Below are 13,838 nucleotides of genomic sequence, written 5' to 3' on the forward strand. Positions count from 1 at the left end.
AGCCAGCCTCAAACGTTGAAGCTTTCGCCGCAGCCACACTCACCGCGCACGTTGGGGTTGTTGAACTTGAAGCCTTCGTTCAACCCTTCCTTGACGAAATCCAGTTCGGTGCCATCGAGGTAGACCAGGCTCTTGGGATCGATGATCACCTTGACGCCATGGTTTTCGAACACCTGGTCTTCGTCCGCCAGTTCGTCGACGAATTCCAGCACGTAGGCCAGACCCGAGCAACCGGTGGTGCGCACGCCCAGGCGAATGCCCTCACCTTTGCCGCGCCCGTCGAGGGAGCGGCGAATGTGGTTGGCGGCGGCTTCTGTCATGCTGATAGCCATCAGAACTCCTTACCTTGCAACAGGCGACTTAGATCAAGCCTTTCTTCTGCTTGTAGTCGCGTACGGCTGCCTTGATGGCATCTTCGGCGAGTACCGAGCAGTGAATCTTGACCGGCGGCAACGCCAGCTCTTCGGCCAGTTGGGTATTCTTGATGGTTTCGGCCTCGTCCAGGGTCTTGCCCTTCATCCACTCGGTGGCGAGGGAACTGGACGCGATGGCCGATCCGCAGCCGTAGGTCTTGAACTTGGCGTCTTCGATAACGCCCTGCTCGTTGACCTTGATCTGCAGGCGCATCACGTCACCGCAGGCCGGGGCGCCGACCATGCCGGTGCCGACATCCGGGTCTTCGGCATTCATCTTGCCGACGTTGCGCGGGTTTTCGTAGTGGTCGATGACCTTTTCACTGTATGCCATGGTGCAATTCCTTCCTCATCAGGGAGCCGCTCTTGCCGGCGACTGCTTAGTGGGCGGCCCACTCGATCTTGGAGATGTCAACGCCGTCTTTGTACATATCCCACAGCGGCGACAGCTCACGCAGTTTGTTGACGGCCTCGCAGACTTTCTGCGCGGCGTAGTCGACTTCTTCTTCGGTGGTGAAACGGCCGAAGGAGAAGCGGATCGAGCTGTGCGCCAGCTCGTCGTTGCGGCCCAGAGCACGTAGTACGTAGGACGGCTCGAGCGACGCGGAGGTACAGGCCGAACCGGACGATACGGCGATGTCTTTCAGCGACATCAGCAGCGATTCGCCTTCGACGTAGTTGAAGCTCAGGTTCAGGTTGTGCGGTACACGTGCTGTCTGGCTGCCATTGACGTACAGCTCTTCAAGGTTTGAGACCTGCTTGAAGAAGCGGTCGCTCAGGGCCTTGATGCGTGCGTTTTCTGCAACCATTTCCTGCTTGGCAATGGCGAAGGCTTCGCCCATGCCGACGATCTGGTGGGTCGGCAGGGTGCCCGAACGCATGCCGCGCTCATGACCGCCGCCGTGAATGATGGCTTCAAGACGTACACGCGGCTTGCGGCTGACGTACAGCGCGCCGATGCCTTTCGGGCCATAGACCTTGTGCGCCGAGAACGACATCAGGTCGACTTTCAGCTTTTGCAGGTCGATTTCGACCTTGCCGGCCGATTGGGCGGCGTCGACATGGAACAATACGCCGCGCGAACGGGTCAGTTCACCGATGGCAGCAATGTCGTTGATCGAGCCGACTTCGTTGTTCACATGCATCAGCGAGACCAGGATGGTGTCGTCGCGCAGCACCGCTTCTACCATGGCCGGGGTAACGATGCCGTCTTCGCCTGGCTCCAGGTAAGTGACTTCAAAACCTTCGCGCTCCAGCTGGCGAGCGGTATCCAGGACCGCCTTGTGCTCGATCTTGGAGGTAATGATGTGCTTGCCCTTGGTCTGATAGAAGTGCGCGACACCTTTGAGCGCGAGGTTGTCGGACTCGGTGGCACCGCTGGTCCAGACGATTTCGCGCGGATCGGCGTTGATCAGCTCGGCAACCTGGCGGCGACCGTTCTCCACCGCTTCTTCGGCCTTCCAGCCAAAGACGTGGGAGCGCGAGGCCGGGTTACCGAAGTTCCCGTCGACCAGCAGGCAGTCGGCCATCTTCTGGGCCACGCGTGGGTCGACCGGAGTGGTCGCAGAGTAATCAAGGTAGATCGGCAACTTCATTTGTCTCTCCTATCAGGCGGTGGCGTCGCTCGTCGTCCCAGGGGATCAATCGACGGCAGACGTCTCAATCTTGTCCAGCTGGGCGGTTCGTCCTGCGACACGGCGCAGGTCCTGGCGCTGGGCGACTTCCTGCACATCACGGCGCTTGACGAGGTCGGCCAGGCTTATGCCGCTGAGGAATTCATGGATCTGCTGGCTGAGGTCGCACCACAGGTGGTGGGTCAGGCAGGTATCACCGGCATGGCAGTCCCCGAGCCCCTGGCAACGGGTGGCATCGACCGATTCGTTGACCGCGTCGATAACCTGGGCCACCTGGATGGTTTCCATGCCCCGCGACAGCTGGTAGCCGCCGCCTGGACCGCGCACACTGGAAACCAGGCTGCTGCGACGCAGCTTGGCGAACAGCTGCTCCAGATAAGAGAGGGAAATGCCCTGGCGCTCGGAAATATCGGCCAAAGACACCGGCCCATGCTTCGCGTGCAACGCCAGGTCGAGCATGGCGGTCACGGCGTATCGGCCTTTGGTAGTCAGTCGCATGGCTATTGGGTACCACGGGAGTTTCAGGATGTGTGCGAGTATGCGATTCCCGAGCATTTAAGTCAACTATTAGACCTACTGCTTTAGTCGGGTTTGCATCAGGGAGGCGGGCGCGATTGTAGCAGACGAGGGGCGCGAGCACACGCCCCACATGCCACCATGACTTCAGTGCGGCGCGATCAATGCGGCTGAGTGTCGCGCTGGGCCACCTGGGTAACCTCGGTGAAGTCGTCTTCCGGCAAGGCCGGCAGTTCCTTGGCGCAATAGTCACTGCCCATCTTGGTCAGCGCGCCACACATACCCTCCAACCGTTCGTCGACGGCCTGCAGATGATCGAGCATCTGGCCGATGGCCCGCGCCACCGGGTCGGGCATGTCGCCACTGACACCATAGGCGTCAAAGCCGATCTTCTCGGCCATTGCCTTACGCTTGGCTTCGACTTCGGTGTCCTCGCTCTTGACGATGATCCGCCCCGGAATGCCTACCGCCGTAGCCCCGGCCGGCACCGCCTTGGTAACCACCGCATTGGAACCGATCTTGGCCCCGGCGCCGACCGTGAAAGGCCCCAACACCTTGGCACCGGCCCCTACCACCACGCCGTTTTCCAAGGTGGGGTGGCGCTTGCCCTTGTTCCAGCTGGTGCCACCGAGCGTCACCCCCTGGTACAGGGTGACGTCATCACCGATCTCGGCGGTTTCGCCAATGACGATGCCCATACCGTGGTCGATGAAAAAGCGCCGGCCAATGGTGGCGCCGGGGTGGATTTCGATACCGGTCAGCCAGCGACCGAAGTTCGACACCAGCCGGGCCAACCATTTGAAATCACGCCTCCACAGCGCATTGCCCAGGCGGTGCAGCCAGATGGCATGCATGCCGGGGTAGCAAGTGAGCACCTCGAAGGCATTGCGTGCAGCCGGGTCACGGTGGAATACGCTTTGAATATCTTCACGCAGACGTTCGAACATCTGTCAGTCCTTCCGTTTATGCGGCTCGCCCCGAACCACCTTCTGGGTCTCGGTGAGGATGCCGCGCAAAATGCTCATTTCCGAACGCTCGACCGCCACCCGCCCATACAGCCGGCGCAGGCGCGGCATCAGGTGCTTGGGCTTTTCGGGGTCGAGGAAGCCGATGCCCACCAGGGTTTTCTCCAGGTGGTCGTAGAACAGCTCCATTTCATCCATGGTCGCCAGCTCAGCGGCGTCAACCTTCTCGACTTTGCCCGGTGCTTCACCGGCAGCCAGCCAGGCCATGCGCACCTCGTAGGAGAGCACCTGCACGGCAGCCGCCAGGTTCAGCGAGCTGAAGTCGGGGTTGGAGGGAATGTGCACGTGGAAGTGACATCGCTGCAGTTCTTCGTTGGTCAGGCCGGCGTGCTCGCGCCCGAACACCAGGGCGATTTCCTCGCCGCCATTGGCATGCTCCACCGCCTTGGCACCGCATTCACGCGGGCCGATCAACGGCCAGGGAATGCTGCGCTCGCGGGCGCTGGTGCCCATCACCAGGTTGCAGCCGACCAGCGCCTGTTCGAGGCTGTCGACCACCTGGGCGTTATCCAGCACATCGTCGGCGCCCGAAGCACGGGCACTGGCATCCACGGCGGGGAATTCTTTCGGCTGCACCAGCACCAGACGCGACAAGCCCATGTTTTTCATGGCACGCGCAGCGCCGCCGATGTTGCCGGGGTGGCTGGTATTGACCAGAACAACACGAATATTTTGCAGCAAGGTGTTGTGCTCACAGATGCAGGAATCAGGGCCTTCGATCTTACAGAACCGACAGACGTAACGCCATGAAAGCAAATGTGACACTTCTGCCGCCAAAGTTTTCTGCTAGAATGATCGGCTTTCTTCTTTAACATCTCCAGGTGACCCGCCCATGCAGCCTATGCTGAATATCGCCCTGCGCGCCGCTCGCAGCGCCAGTGAACTGATTTTCCGCTCCATCGAACGCCTGGATAGCATCAAGGTCGATGAGAAAGAGGCCAAGGACTACGTTTCCGAAGTCGATCGCGCCGCCGAGCAGAGCATCGTCAACGCCCTGCGCAAGGCCTACCCGAACCACTCCATCCAGGGCGAGGAAACCGGCCTGCACGCGGGTAGCGGCGAAGAAGGCAAAGATTACCTGTGGATCATCGACCCGCTGGACGGCACCACCAACTTCCTGCGCGGCATCCCGCACTTCGCCGTCAGCATCGCCTGCAAATACCGCGGCCGCCTTGAGCACGCCGTGATCGTCGACCCGGTTCGCCAGGAAGAATTCACCGCCAGCCGTGGCCGTGGCGCCCAACTCAATGGCCGCCGCCTGCGCGTCAGCTCGCGCACAAGCCTGGAAGGCGCCCTGCTGGGCACCGGCTTCCCGTTCCGTGACGGCCAGATGGCGGACATGGACAACTACCTGGGCATGTTCCGCGCCTTGACCGGCCAGACCGCCGGCATCCGCCGCGCCGGCTCCGCCAGCCTGGACCTGGCCTACGTGGCTGCTGGCCGCTTCGACGCCTTCTGGGAGTCGGGCCTGTCCGAATGGGACATGGCAGCTGGCGTACTGCTGATCCAGGAAGCCGGTGGCTTGGTGAGCGACTTCAACGGTGGCCACGACTTCCTCGACAAAGGTCACATCGTTGCAGGCAACATCAAGTGCTTCAAGGCAGTACTGACTGCCATCCAACCGCACCTGCCAGAAAGCATGAAGCGCTAAGCGCAGATTGCTGGCAAACAAAAAGCACCTCTCGAGGTGCTTTTTTTGTGCCTGGTGGTTTTGCGCGGCCTGTGCCGGCCTCTTCGCGGGTAAACCCGCTCCTACAGGGACAATGCGTTCCATGTAGGAGCGGGTTTACCCGCGAAGAGGCCGGCACAGGCCGCGCAAATTACTGACCCGCTTCGCTCAGGATCAACTTGCCATTCTTGTCCAGCGGAATGGTCGATCCCGGCTCGCGATCCATCTTCACCTTGCCTACCTGATCACCGATGGAATAGGTCACGTTGTAGCCCACCACCTTCTCGCTGATGTCGTTGACCGTGTTGCAGCGAGTTTGCGTGGTTGTGTAGGTATCACGCTCCTGCATGCCTTCCTGCACCTTGTTACCGGCATAACCACCACCGACCGCACCGGCCACCGTGGCAATCTTCTTGCCGGTACCACCACCAATCTGGTTACCCAGCAAGCCACCGGCCAGCGCACCCACGACGGTGCCGGCGATCTGATGCTGGTCCTTGACCGGCGCCTGGCGCGTAACGGTAACGTCCTTGCACACTTCGCGCGGGGTTTTCACCTGTTGCTTGATCGGCTGCACGTCGGTGACCTGGGCATACTCAGGCCCCTTGTTGACCAAGCTGTAGGTCGCGACAGCACCTCCGGCAGTCACACCGACAGCACCCAGTACCGCACCCACCAGCATTGATTTGTTCACGTGGACCTCCTGATCGTACCAGCGGGTATCAACCCGCGCTTCTCCCAGCCTTGGAGCAAAAAAAAAGGCGCGAGTTCAATACTCGCGCCTTTTACACCGCCAGGCGGTGATGGACTAGCCCTTACGGACGATCATCCACACCCTCGGCCTTGGTCGGCGGGATCAGGTCTTCGCTGTTCAGGTTCAGCCAGATCAGCACCACGTTGGCGATATAGATCGACGAGTAGGTACCGGCCATGACACCAATGAACAGGGCGAGCGAGAAACCGAACAGGTTGTCACCCCCGAAGAACAGCAGCGCAGCAATGGCCAGCAAGGTCGAAACCGAAGTGGCGACGGTACGCAGCAGGGTCTGGGTGGTGGAAATGTTGATGTTCTCGATCAGCGAGGCCTTGCGCATGACGCGGAAGTTCTCGCGTACCCGGTCGAACACAACAATGGTGTCGTTCAGCGAGTAACCGATAATCGCCAGGACCGCCGCCAGCACCGTCAGGTCGAAGGTGATCTGGAAGAACGACAGGATACCCAGCGTTACCACCACGTCGTGGATCAGCGAGATGATCGCGCCCACGGCGAACTTCCACTGGAAGCGGAAGGCCAGGTAGATGAGGATACCGCCCAGGGCCAGGAGCATGCCCATGCCGCCCTGGTCGCGCAGCTCTTCACCGACCTGCGGGCCGACGAACTCGACACGCTTGACCGTAGCCGGGTTGTCACCGCCTGCCTTCTGCAGCGCGGCAGCTACCTTGTTGCCCAACTGCGGGTCATCGCCCGGCATGCGCACCAGCAGGTCGGTGGTGGCGCCGAAGCTCTGCACCACCGCCTCGTGGAAGCCGGAGTTGACCAGCTCGGCACGCACCGCCTTGAGGTCGGCAGGACGCTCGTAGGTCAGCTCGATCAGCGTACCCCCGGTGAAGTCCAGCCCGAAGTTCAGGCCCTTTTGCCACCAGCTGAACAGCGCCAACACGGTGAGGAGCACGGTGACGGCGAACGCGACATTGCGCACGCCCATGAAATTGATGGTTTTCATCGCAGCTCCCTCAAACCCACAGCTTCTTGATGTCACGCCCGCCACAGGTCAGGTTGACCAATGCACGGGTCACCATGACGGCGGTGAACATCGAGGTGAAAATCCCGAGGGACATGGTGACCGCAAAGCCTTTGACCGGGCCGGTACCCATGGCAAACAGGATGCCGCCGACCAACAGGGTGGTCAGGTTGGCGTCGACGATTGCCGAGTAGGCGCGATTGAAGCCTTCGTGGATAGCGCGCTGCACCGACATACCAGCAGCAATCTCTTCGCGAATACGCGAGAAGATCAGCACGTTGGCGTCCACCGCCATACCCATGGTCAACACGATGCCAGCAATACCCGGCAGGGTCAGGGTCGCCCCCAGCAGCGACATCAACGCCAGCAGCAGCACCATGTTACCCGCCAGGGCGATGGTGGCCAGCACACCGAAGGCGCGGTAGATGGCGATGATGAACAGCGAGACGAACAGCATGCCCCACAGCGACGCATCGATACCCTTGGTGATGTTGTCAGCACCCAGGCTTGGGCCAATGGTACGTTCTTCAGCGAAGTACATCGGCGCGGCCAGACCACCAGCACGCAGCAGCAGGGCCAACTCGGACGATTCGCCCTGGCCGTTCAGGCCGGTGATGCGGAACTGGCTGCCAAGCGGCGACTGGATGGTCGCCAGGCTGATGATTTTTTTCTCTTCGACGAAGCTTTGTACGGCAACGTCCTTCTCGACGCCGTCGACGGTTTGCTTGACGTAGCGGGTAACCGGCTTCTGCTCGATGAAGATCACCGCCATGCTACGGCCGACGTTGCTACGGGTAGCACGGCTCATCAGCTCGCCACCGTGGCCATCCAGGCGAATGTTCACCTGCGGGCGGCCATGCTCGTCGAAGCTGGCCTGGGCGTCGGTAACCTGGTCACCCGTGATGATCAGGCCCCGCTCGACTGCGGCGGAGCGGCCGCCCTCACGGAACTCGAACACCTCGGTAGTGGCCTTGGATGCACCCGGTTCGGCACCGAAGCGGAACTCCAGGTTGGCCGTTTTACCAAGGATACGCTTGGCTTCGGCAGTGTCCTGCACGCCTGGCAGCTCGACCACGATACGGTTGGCGCCCTGGCGCTGTACCAGAGGCTCTGCCACACCCAGCTCGTTCACGCGGTTGCGCACGGTGGTGAGGTTCTGCTTGATCGAGTATTCGCGGATCTCGGCGACTTTCGCCTGGGTCAGCGCCAGACGCAGCACCGCAAGCTCGTTGCGGTCGGTGGTGGTCAGGTCGAAATCATTGAAATTCTTGCGGATCAGGGCACGTGCCTGTTCGCGGGTGGCATCGTCAGCGAAGCCCAGCATGATGCCGCCATCCTGCTGAGGCAGGCTGCGGTAGCGGACGCGCTCTTTGCGCAGCAAGGTCTTGACCTCGCCTTCGTAGACTTTCATGCGGGCAGTCATGGCCTTGTCCATGTCCACTTCCAGCAGGAAGTGCACACCACCAGACAGGTCCAGGCCCAGTTTCATCGGGCTTGCGCCCAGGTTGCGCAGCCATTGCGGGGTAGTCTGGGCCAGGTTCAGGGCCACGACGTAATCATCGCCCAGTGCCTTGCGCACTACATCCTTGGCTGGCAGCTGGTCTTCCTGATTGGTCAGGCGGATCAGCCCGCTGCCCTTTTCACCCAGGCTTGCGCCCTTGACAGCGATCTTGGCATCGACCAGCGCCTTGCTGACGCGATCAAGGTCGGCCTGATTCACCTGCAGCGCCGAGCTGGCACCGCTGATCTGTACCGCCGGGTCATCCGGGTAGAGGTTGGGAGCGGAATAAATGAAACCGACCACCAGTACCAGCACGATCAGTGCATATTTCCACAGAGGATATTTGTTCAGCATCACGCCGCCCGTTCAAGACGCGGGGCGCGTTGCGCGCCCCGACTGGAAAATAAAACCGGTAACTCAGATAGCCTTGAGCGTACCTTTTGGCAGGGTCGCAGCAATGGCACCCTTCTGGAACTTCAGCTCGACAGTGTCGGACACTTCCAGCACCACGAAGTCATCGGAAACCTTGACGATCTTGCCGGCGATGCCGCCGTTGGTGACAACTTCGTCACCTTTCTGCAAGTTGCTCAGCAGGTTCTTCTGCTCTTTCGCGCGCTTGGCCTGCGGGCGCCAGATCATCAGGTAGAAGATGACCAGGAAACCGACCAGGAAAATCCACTCGAAGCCGGTACCGGCTGGGCCAGCGGCAGGTGCTGCAGCGTCCGCGTATGCGGCGGGGATGAAGAAGCTCATTGGGCACTCCTAATGTAATTTTCTAATAATGGATGCGGACAGTCAGTCCAAGGGCGGTACAGGAAGCCCGCGCTTGGCGTAGAAGGCGTCGACAAAGGCGGCCAATTTACCCTGTTGAATAGCCTCGCGTAAACCGGCCATCAAGCGCTGATAATGGCGCAAGTTGTGGATGGTATTCAGCATGCTGCTCAGCATTTCGCCGCATTTGTCCAGATGATGGAGATAGGCGCGCGAGAAGTTGGTGCAGGTATAGCAGTCACAGGTCGGATCCAGCGGCGATTCATCGTGACGATGGAACGCATTGCGGATCTTGATCACCCCTGTATCAACGAACAGATGACCGTTGCGCGCGTTACGCGTCGGCATCACGCAGTCGAACATGTCGACGCCGCGGCGCACACCCTCAACGAGATCTTCCGGTTTGCCTACCCCCATAAGGTAACGAGGTTTGTCAGCAGGCATCTGGTCCGGCAGGTAATCCAGCACCTTGATCATTTCGTGCTTGGGCTCGCCCACCGACAGGCCGCCAATGGCCAGGCCGTCGAAACCGATGTTTTCCAGGCCTTCCAGCGAGCGCATGCGCAGGTCCTGGTACATGCCACCCTGGACAATGCCGAACAGCGCTGCGGTGTTGTCGGCATGGGCGTTCTTCGAGCGCTGGGCCCAGCGCAGCGACAGCTCCATGGAAGTGCGTGCCACATCGTGCTCGGCCGGGTACGGGGTGCACTCGTCGAAGATCATTACCACGTCCGAGCCCAGGTCACGCTGAACCTGCATCGACTCTTCCGGGCCCATGAACACCTTGGAACCATCGACCGGCGAAGCGAAGGTCACGCCCTCTTCCTTGATCTTGCGCATGGCACCCAGGCTGAATACCTGGAAACCACCGGAGTCGGTGAGGATCGGGCCTTTCCACTGCATGAAATCGTGCAGGCCGTTGTGCTTCTTGATCACCTCGGTGCCCGGACGCAGCCACAGGTGGAAGGTGTTGCCGAGGATCATCTCGGCGCCGATGGCCTCGATGTCGCGTGGCAGCATGCCCTTGACCGTGCCATAGGTCCCCACTGGCATGAATGCCGGGGTTTCCACGGTGCCACGTGGGAAGGTGATGCGACCCCGACGGGCCTTGCCGTCGGTGGCCAGCAGTTCGAAGGACATTCGACAGGTGCGACTCATGCTTGATCCTCGGGCCCGCGTGGCGCCGGATTGCGGGTGATGAACATGGCATCACCGTAACTGAAGAAGCGGTACCCATGCTCGACTGCCGCTGCGTAGGCAGCCATGGTCTCGGGGTAGCCGGCGAAAGCCGAGACCAGCATCAGCAGCGTGGACTCCGGCAGATGGAAGTTGGTGACCAGAGCATCGACCACATGGAACGGCCGGCCCGGGTAGATGAAGATGTCGGTGTCGCCACTGAAGGCCTTGAGCACACCATCACGCGCGGCGCTTTCCAGCGAACGCACACTGGTGGTGCCAACCGCGATCACCCGACCACCACGGGCCCGGCAGGCCTCGATGGCATCGACCACATCCTGGCCCACTTCGAGCCACTCTTTATGCATGTGGTGGTCTTCGATCTTGTCGACCCGCACCGGCTGGAAGGTGCCGGCGCCCACATGCAGGGTGACGAAGGCGCGCTCGACGCCCTTGTCGGCGATCTTTTCCAGCAGCGCCTCGTCGAAGTGCAGGCCTGCGGTAGGCGCGGCAACCGCGCCGGCGCGCTGGGCGTACACGGTCTGGTAGCGCTCACGGTCGGCGCCCTCGTCCGGGCGGTCGATATAGGGCGGCAGCGGCATGTGGCCGACACGGTCGAGCAACGGCAGCACTTCTTCGGTGAAGCGAAGTTCGAACAGCGTGTCATGGCGCGCGACCATTTCGGCCTCGCCACCGCCATCGATGAGGATGACCGCGCCAACCTTGGGCGCCTTGCTGGCGCGCACATGGGCCAGCACCCGGTGGCTGTCGAGCACGCGTTCGACCAGTACCTCCAGCTTGCCGCCGGAGGCTTTCTGGCCGAACAACCGCGCCGGGATCACTCGGGTGTTGTTGAACACCATCAAGTCGCCGGGGCGCAGATAGTCGAGCAAGTCGGGGAATTGCCGGTGCGCCAGCGCGCCGGTAGGCCCATCGAGCACCAGCAGACGGCTGCCATGGCGCTCGGCCAACGGGTGGCGGGCGATCAGGGAATCAGGGAGTTCGAAAGAAAAATCGGCGACGCGCATGATGATGTTCGGTTCGGCAGGGCCGGGAAGTTTAGCCCAATGTGTGAAAATTGACCATGAAAGCCGATTGACCGACCAGCGGCACCTCTTTATACTGCGCGCCACGCCCTGATGGCGGAATTGGTAGACGCGGCGGATTCAAAATCCGTTTTCGAAAGGAGTGGGAGTTCGAGTCTCCCTCGGGGCACCAAAATCCGGAAAAAACCGACCTTACGGTCGGTTTTTTTTTGCCCGACGATTTTGTCGGGCTGGGCCAAGGTCCTCTCAGGGACGAACCGCTGTCACTTCGATCTCAACCCGCCAGGCAGGGTGCGCCAGGCCTGCAATCTGGAACGCCGAGCGCGCAGGTAGCACCGGCTGCTTGGCGGCTGGCCCGAAGAACTGGGTGTAGCCAGCCATGAAACCGTCGAAATCCATCTTGCCGCCGTTCTCCGGCCCACCCACCAGGAATACCTGCATCTTCACCACGTCAGTCAGGCCAAGACCCAACGTTTTCAGCTGCTGCTGGATGCTTTCAAGCACATTGATGGTTTGTGCCTTGGTATCACCGTAGGCTTCCAGCGAATCCTTGGGCGCATCGGGATGGATCACCGACGGGACGGAACCGCTCAGATAGACGACTGACTTCCCGGCAGGAATCTCTACAGCCGACGAGATAGGGAAACTACCTGCGCCATGGCGCACGATATCTTGTGCATGAACGCTGCCACCGGCTATTCCCAACGCCAATGCTGCAACGGTCTTGAAAGCGCATTTCATATTTCTCTCCTGATGGTTACACAAGAATGTACACGCACCGTTTATGCGTGTACGGGTCATTCCATTGCGGTATGCGTACTTAGAATCGATACAAACTGAAGGGTTTCGGGTCCAGCACCGGCGCCTTTCCAAGCAGCAGGTCTGCCGTCAGCTCGGACGACACCGGGCTTTCCGTCATACCCCAACCGGTCGCGGTGTTGATAACCAGGCCTGAGTACTCGTTGACCTGCGAAATGATCGGGTTCTCATCCGGGGCGATGGCCATGGCACCGCTCCACTGATCGATCAACTTCGCATCTTTGAAGGCAGGGAACTCGACTTTGAGCTTTTCCAGAGATGCATCCAGCTCTGGAATATCCGGGGCCGCCGTCATCAGCCTGTTTTTCTCGAAGGGCGAAACCTCGTCCAGCCTCCACTGGGTGGGCTGAGTGAACGAATCGATCAGTTGCTTGTTGAGTGATATGTGCACCGGGAAGTCGGGGATGGCCAGCAATGGCAGGTATTTATAACCATACATGAACGATTCTTTGACCACCGGGGCAACGACGACGCGCGGCGAGGTGGCGTATGTACCGTCGGCCTGCTCACGGAAGTAGATATTCCCTGGCAATGCAACGTTGCCCCCCGGTGCACGGGGTGCCGCGCTGATGATTTGCTGGGACTGGTAGGCCGGCAAGGTAGGCACATCGACGCCCAGGTTCTGCATGAACAGCCTGGACCAGGCGCCGCCTGCCACGACCACGCGAGAAGTCCTGATGGCGCCCTTCTCGGTCACCACATCGGAGATGACGCCCGCCTGGGTTTCCAGGCCCCTTGCGGCGCAGTGGGTGTAGATGCGCACACCCATTTTCTTGGCGTACTCCGCCATGACAAACGATGCGCGCTCAGCGTCCAGGCTACCGGAGTCTTCCTCGAAACCTGCAATTTTCCAGCTCGATGATGCACCGCGCAGCCGCTGTTCGAGTTCATTCCCCTGAATGATCCGAGTCTTGAAGGGGTTGTCCGCTGCTACTTCCCGGCTTTTGACATCGATCCACTTTCTGACGTTTTCCAGGTCTTCTTCATCGAAAGGAACTTCGACCCGGCCCTGTGTGCGATAGCTGGTATCTGCACCCACTTTGGCATTCATCTCGCGCCACCGTTGTTTGGCAAGATGGTGCAACTGGAACGTCGCATCAGGCATCTTGTAGGTCATGACCTGACCATAGAACCTGCATGACTGCTCGCCGGCAATATCACCTTTTTCAACGACGACTACCGAGAGGCCACGCTCGACAAGATTGATTGCGGTCATGAGCCCCAGAATACCAGCGCCAACAACGACGACGTCTGCCTGTTTGGGAAGCGCACCTTCGCTACCTTCTACAAAACCAAACCGCGGTTTGCCGGGGATCAACCTGCCTTCGCGGGTCAGCAAGGGGGTCAGAATGCCTGCGCCACCTGCAATAGCCACGACGCCGCCGCCGATCAAAAATTTACGCCTCGTCATTCCCATGACACTTTCCTTTCCTGGTAATCGGTGTGGGTTCATCAGCTCAGGCGGCGAGCCACCTACCCGGCCGCCAGCCGCCGCGGTCAACTTTCGGCCACGCGTCAGGCTGATG

The 13,838-nt window shown here is 60.6% G+C and carries 15 protein-coding genes and 1 tRNA gene; 2 read left to right on the forward strand and 14 right to left on the reverse strand.

All coding sequences use genetic code 11. The annotated features are described in order from the left end of the window. Positions 1-8: 8 nt before the first annotated feature. The 6 genes from iscA to trmJ form a co-directional block, all read right to left on the reverse strand. Positions 9-332 (reverse strand): iron-sulfur cluster assembly protein IscA, encoded by a 324-nt coding sequence (gene iscA, locus BJQ17_RS16335; RefSeq protein WP_003248536.1) that lies wholly within the window; start codon positions 330-332, stop codon positions 9-11. A gap of 28 nt (positions 333-360) precedes the next feature. Next, entirely contained in the window at positions 361-747 is a 387-nt protein-coding gene (iscU, locus tag BJQ17_RS16340) for a Fe-S cluster assembly scaffold IscU (protein WP_003248539.1), read from the reverse strand. A 46-nt stretch (positions 748-793) separates the two neighbouring features. Further along, positions 794-2,008: an IscS subfamily cysteine desulfurase gene (locus BJQ17_RS16345; RefSeq protein WP_003248541.1), complete on the reverse strand. Its 1,215-nt coding sequence runs from the start codon at positions 2,006-2,008 to the stop codon at positions 794-796. A 45-nt stretch (positions 2,009-2,053) separates the two neighbouring features. After that, on the reverse strand, positions 2,054-2,545 hold the full coding sequence (gene iscR, locus BJQ17_RS16350; protein ID WP_003248542.1) for a Fe-S cluster assembly transcriptional regulator IscR: 492 nt from the start codon (positions 2,543-2,545) through the stop codon (positions 2,054-2,056). A gap of 179 nt (positions 2,546-2,724) precedes the next feature. After that, complete coding sequence (cysE, locus tag BJQ17_RS16355) at positions 2,725-3,510, reverse strand: serine O-acetyltransferase (RefSeq protein WP_003248544.1); 786 nt, start codon at positions 3,508-3,510, stop codon at positions 2,725-2,727. Positions 3,511-3,513: 3 nt separating this feature from the next. Beyond that, a complete protein-coding gene (gene trmJ, locus BJQ17_RS16360; protein ID WP_004576300.1) occupies positions 3,514-4,269 on the reverse strand; it encodes a tRNA (cytosine(32)/uridine(32)-2'-O)-methyltransferase TrmJ in 756 nt (251 codons plus the stop codon). Between the two features lie 151 nt (positions 4,270-4,420). Here trmJ and suhB point away from each other — a divergent pair, with 151 nt between their 5' ends. Beyond that, positions 4,421-5,239 (forward strand): inositol-phosphate phosphatase, encoded by an 819-nt coding sequence (gene suhB, locus BJQ17_RS16365; RefSeq protein ID WP_003248548.1) that lies wholly within the window; start codon positions 4,421-4,423, stop codon positions 5,237-5,239. Between the two features lie 169 nt (positions 5,240-5,408). Here the strand turns inward: suhB and BJQ17_RS16370 are convergent, their stop codons facing one another. From BJQ17_RS16370 to queA, 6 genes are all read right to left on the reverse strand, one after another. Then, positions 5,409-5,951 (reverse strand): glycine zipper 2TM domain-containing protein, encoded by a 543-nt coding sequence (locus tag BJQ17_RS16370; protein WP_003248550.1) that lies wholly within the window; start codon positions 5,949-5,951, stop codon positions 5,409-5,411. Positions 5,952-6,072: 121 nt separating this feature from the next. Continuing rightward, a complete protein-coding gene (gene secF / locus BJQ17_RS16375; protein WP_003248552.1) occupies positions 6,073-6,981 on the reverse strand; it encodes a protein translocase subunit SecF in 909 nt (302 codons plus the stop codon). A 10-nt stretch (positions 6,982-6,991) separates the two neighbouring features. Continuing rightward, positions 6,992-8,854 carry a protein translocase subunit SecD gene (secD, locus tag BJQ17_RS16380; RefSeq protein WP_019750504.1) on the reverse strand — a complete coding sequence of 621 codons (1,863 nt, stop codon included), beginning with the start codon at positions 8,852-8,854 and terminating at the stop codon, positions 6,992-6,994. A gap of 63 nt (positions 8,855-8,917) precedes the next feature. Next, positions 8,918-9,253, reverse strand: coding sequence for a preprotein translocase subunit YajC (yajC, locus tag BJQ17_RS16385; protein WP_003248556.1), 336 nt, complete (start codon positions 9,251-9,253; stop codon positions 8,918-8,920). A gap of 42 nt (positions 9,254-9,295) precedes the next feature. Beyond that, positions 9,296-10,411, reverse strand: coding sequence for a tRNA guanosine(34) transglycosylase Tgt (gene tgt, locus BJQ17_RS16390; RefSeq protein ID WP_003248558.1), 1,116 nt, complete (start codon positions 10,409-10,411; stop codon positions 9,296-9,298). 14 nt (positions 10,412-10,425) lie between these two features. Further along, positions 10,426-11,475 carry a tRNA preQ1(34) S-adenosylmethionine ribosyltransferase-isomerase QueA gene (queA, locus tag BJQ17_RS16395; RefSeq protein WP_004576301.1) on the reverse strand — a complete coding sequence of 350 codons (1,050 nt, stop codon included), beginning with the start codon at positions 11,473-11,475 and terminating at the stop codon, positions 10,426-10,428. Between the two features lie 105 nt (positions 11,476-11,580). On the opposite strand from queA, the gene BJQ17_RS16400 reads away from it, so the two are divergent. After that, positions 11,581-11,665, forward strand: a tRNA-Leu gene (locus BJQ17_RS16400). Positions 11,666-11,739: 74 nt separating this feature from the next. Here BJQ17_RS16400 and BJQ17_RS16405 read toward each other — a convergent pair. Continuing rightward, positions 11,740-12,234: a RidA family protein gene (locus BJQ17_RS16405; protein WP_012051241.1), complete on the reverse strand. Its 495-nt coding sequence runs from the start codon at positions 12,232-12,234 to the stop codon at positions 11,740-11,742. 79 nt (positions 12,235-12,313) lie between these two features. After that, the gene (locus tag BJQ17_RS16410; RefSeq protein ID WP_070096331.1) at positions 12,314-13,729 is read right to left on the reverse strand and encodes an FAD-binding oxidoreductase; all 1,416 of its coding nucleotides are present in this window, start codon (positions 13,727-13,729) and stop codon (positions 12,314-12,316) included. Positions 13,730-13,838 lie beyond the last annotated feature (109 nt).

Origin of the sequence: Pseudomonas sp. NBRC 111139 (genome assembly GCF_001753955.1) — a bacterium.
GTDB lineage: Bacteria > Pseudomonadota > Gammaproteobacteria > Pseudomonadales > Pseudomonadaceae > Aquipseudomonas > Aquipseudomonas alloputida.

Bases quoted from the DNA above. Each gene is read 5' to 3' on its own strand.
- iscA (WP_003248536.1), bottom strand. From the start codon at position 332: ATGGCTATCAGCATGACAGAAGCCGCCGCCAACCACATTCGCCGCTCC.
- iscU (WP_003248539.1), bottom strand. From the start codon at position 747: ATGGCATACAGTGAAAAGGTCATCGACCACTACGAAAACCCGCGCAAC.
- BJQ17_RS16345 (WP_003248541.1), bottom strand. From the start codon at position 2,008: ATGAAGTTGCCGATCTACCTTGATTACTCTGCGACCACTCCGGTCGAC.
- iscR (WP_003248542.1), bottom strand. From the start codon at position 2,545: ATGCGACTGACTACCAAAGGCCGATACGCCGTGACCGCCATGCTCGAC.
- cysE (WP_003248544.1), bottom strand. From the start codon at position 3,510: ATGTTCGAACGTCTGCGTGAAGATATTCAAAGCGTATTCCACCGTGAC.
- suhB (WP_003248548.1), top strand. From the start codon at position 4,421: ATGCAGCCTATGCTGAATATCGCCCTGCGCGCCGCTCGCAGCGCCAGT.
- secF (WP_003248552.1), bottom strand. From the start codon at position 6,981: ATGAAAACCATCAATTTCATGGGCGTGCGCAATGTCGCGTTCGCCGTC.
- secD (WP_019750504.1), bottom strand. From the start codon at position 8,854: ATGCTGAACAAATATCCTCTGTGGAAATATGCACTGATCGTGCTGGTA.
- yajC (WP_003248556.1), bottom strand. From the start codon at position 9,253: ATGAGCTTCTTCATCCCCGCCGCATACGCGGACGCTGCAGCACCTGCC.
- tgt (WP_003248558.1), bottom strand. From the start codon at position 10,411: ATGTCCTTCGAACTGCTGGCCACCGACGGCAAGGCCCGTCGGGGTCGC.
- queA (WP_004576301.1), bottom strand. From the start codon at position 11,475: ATGCGCGTCGCCGATTTTTCTTTCGAACTCCCTGATTCCCTGATCGCC.
- BJQ17_RS16405 (WP_012051241.1), bottom strand. From the start codon at position 12,234: ATGAAATGCGCTTTCAAGACCGTTGCAGCATTGGCGTTGGGAATAGCC.
- BJQ17_RS16410 (WP_070096331.1), bottom strand. From the start codon at position 13,729: ATGGGAATGACGAGGCGTAAATTTTTGATCGGCGGCGGCGTCGTGGCT.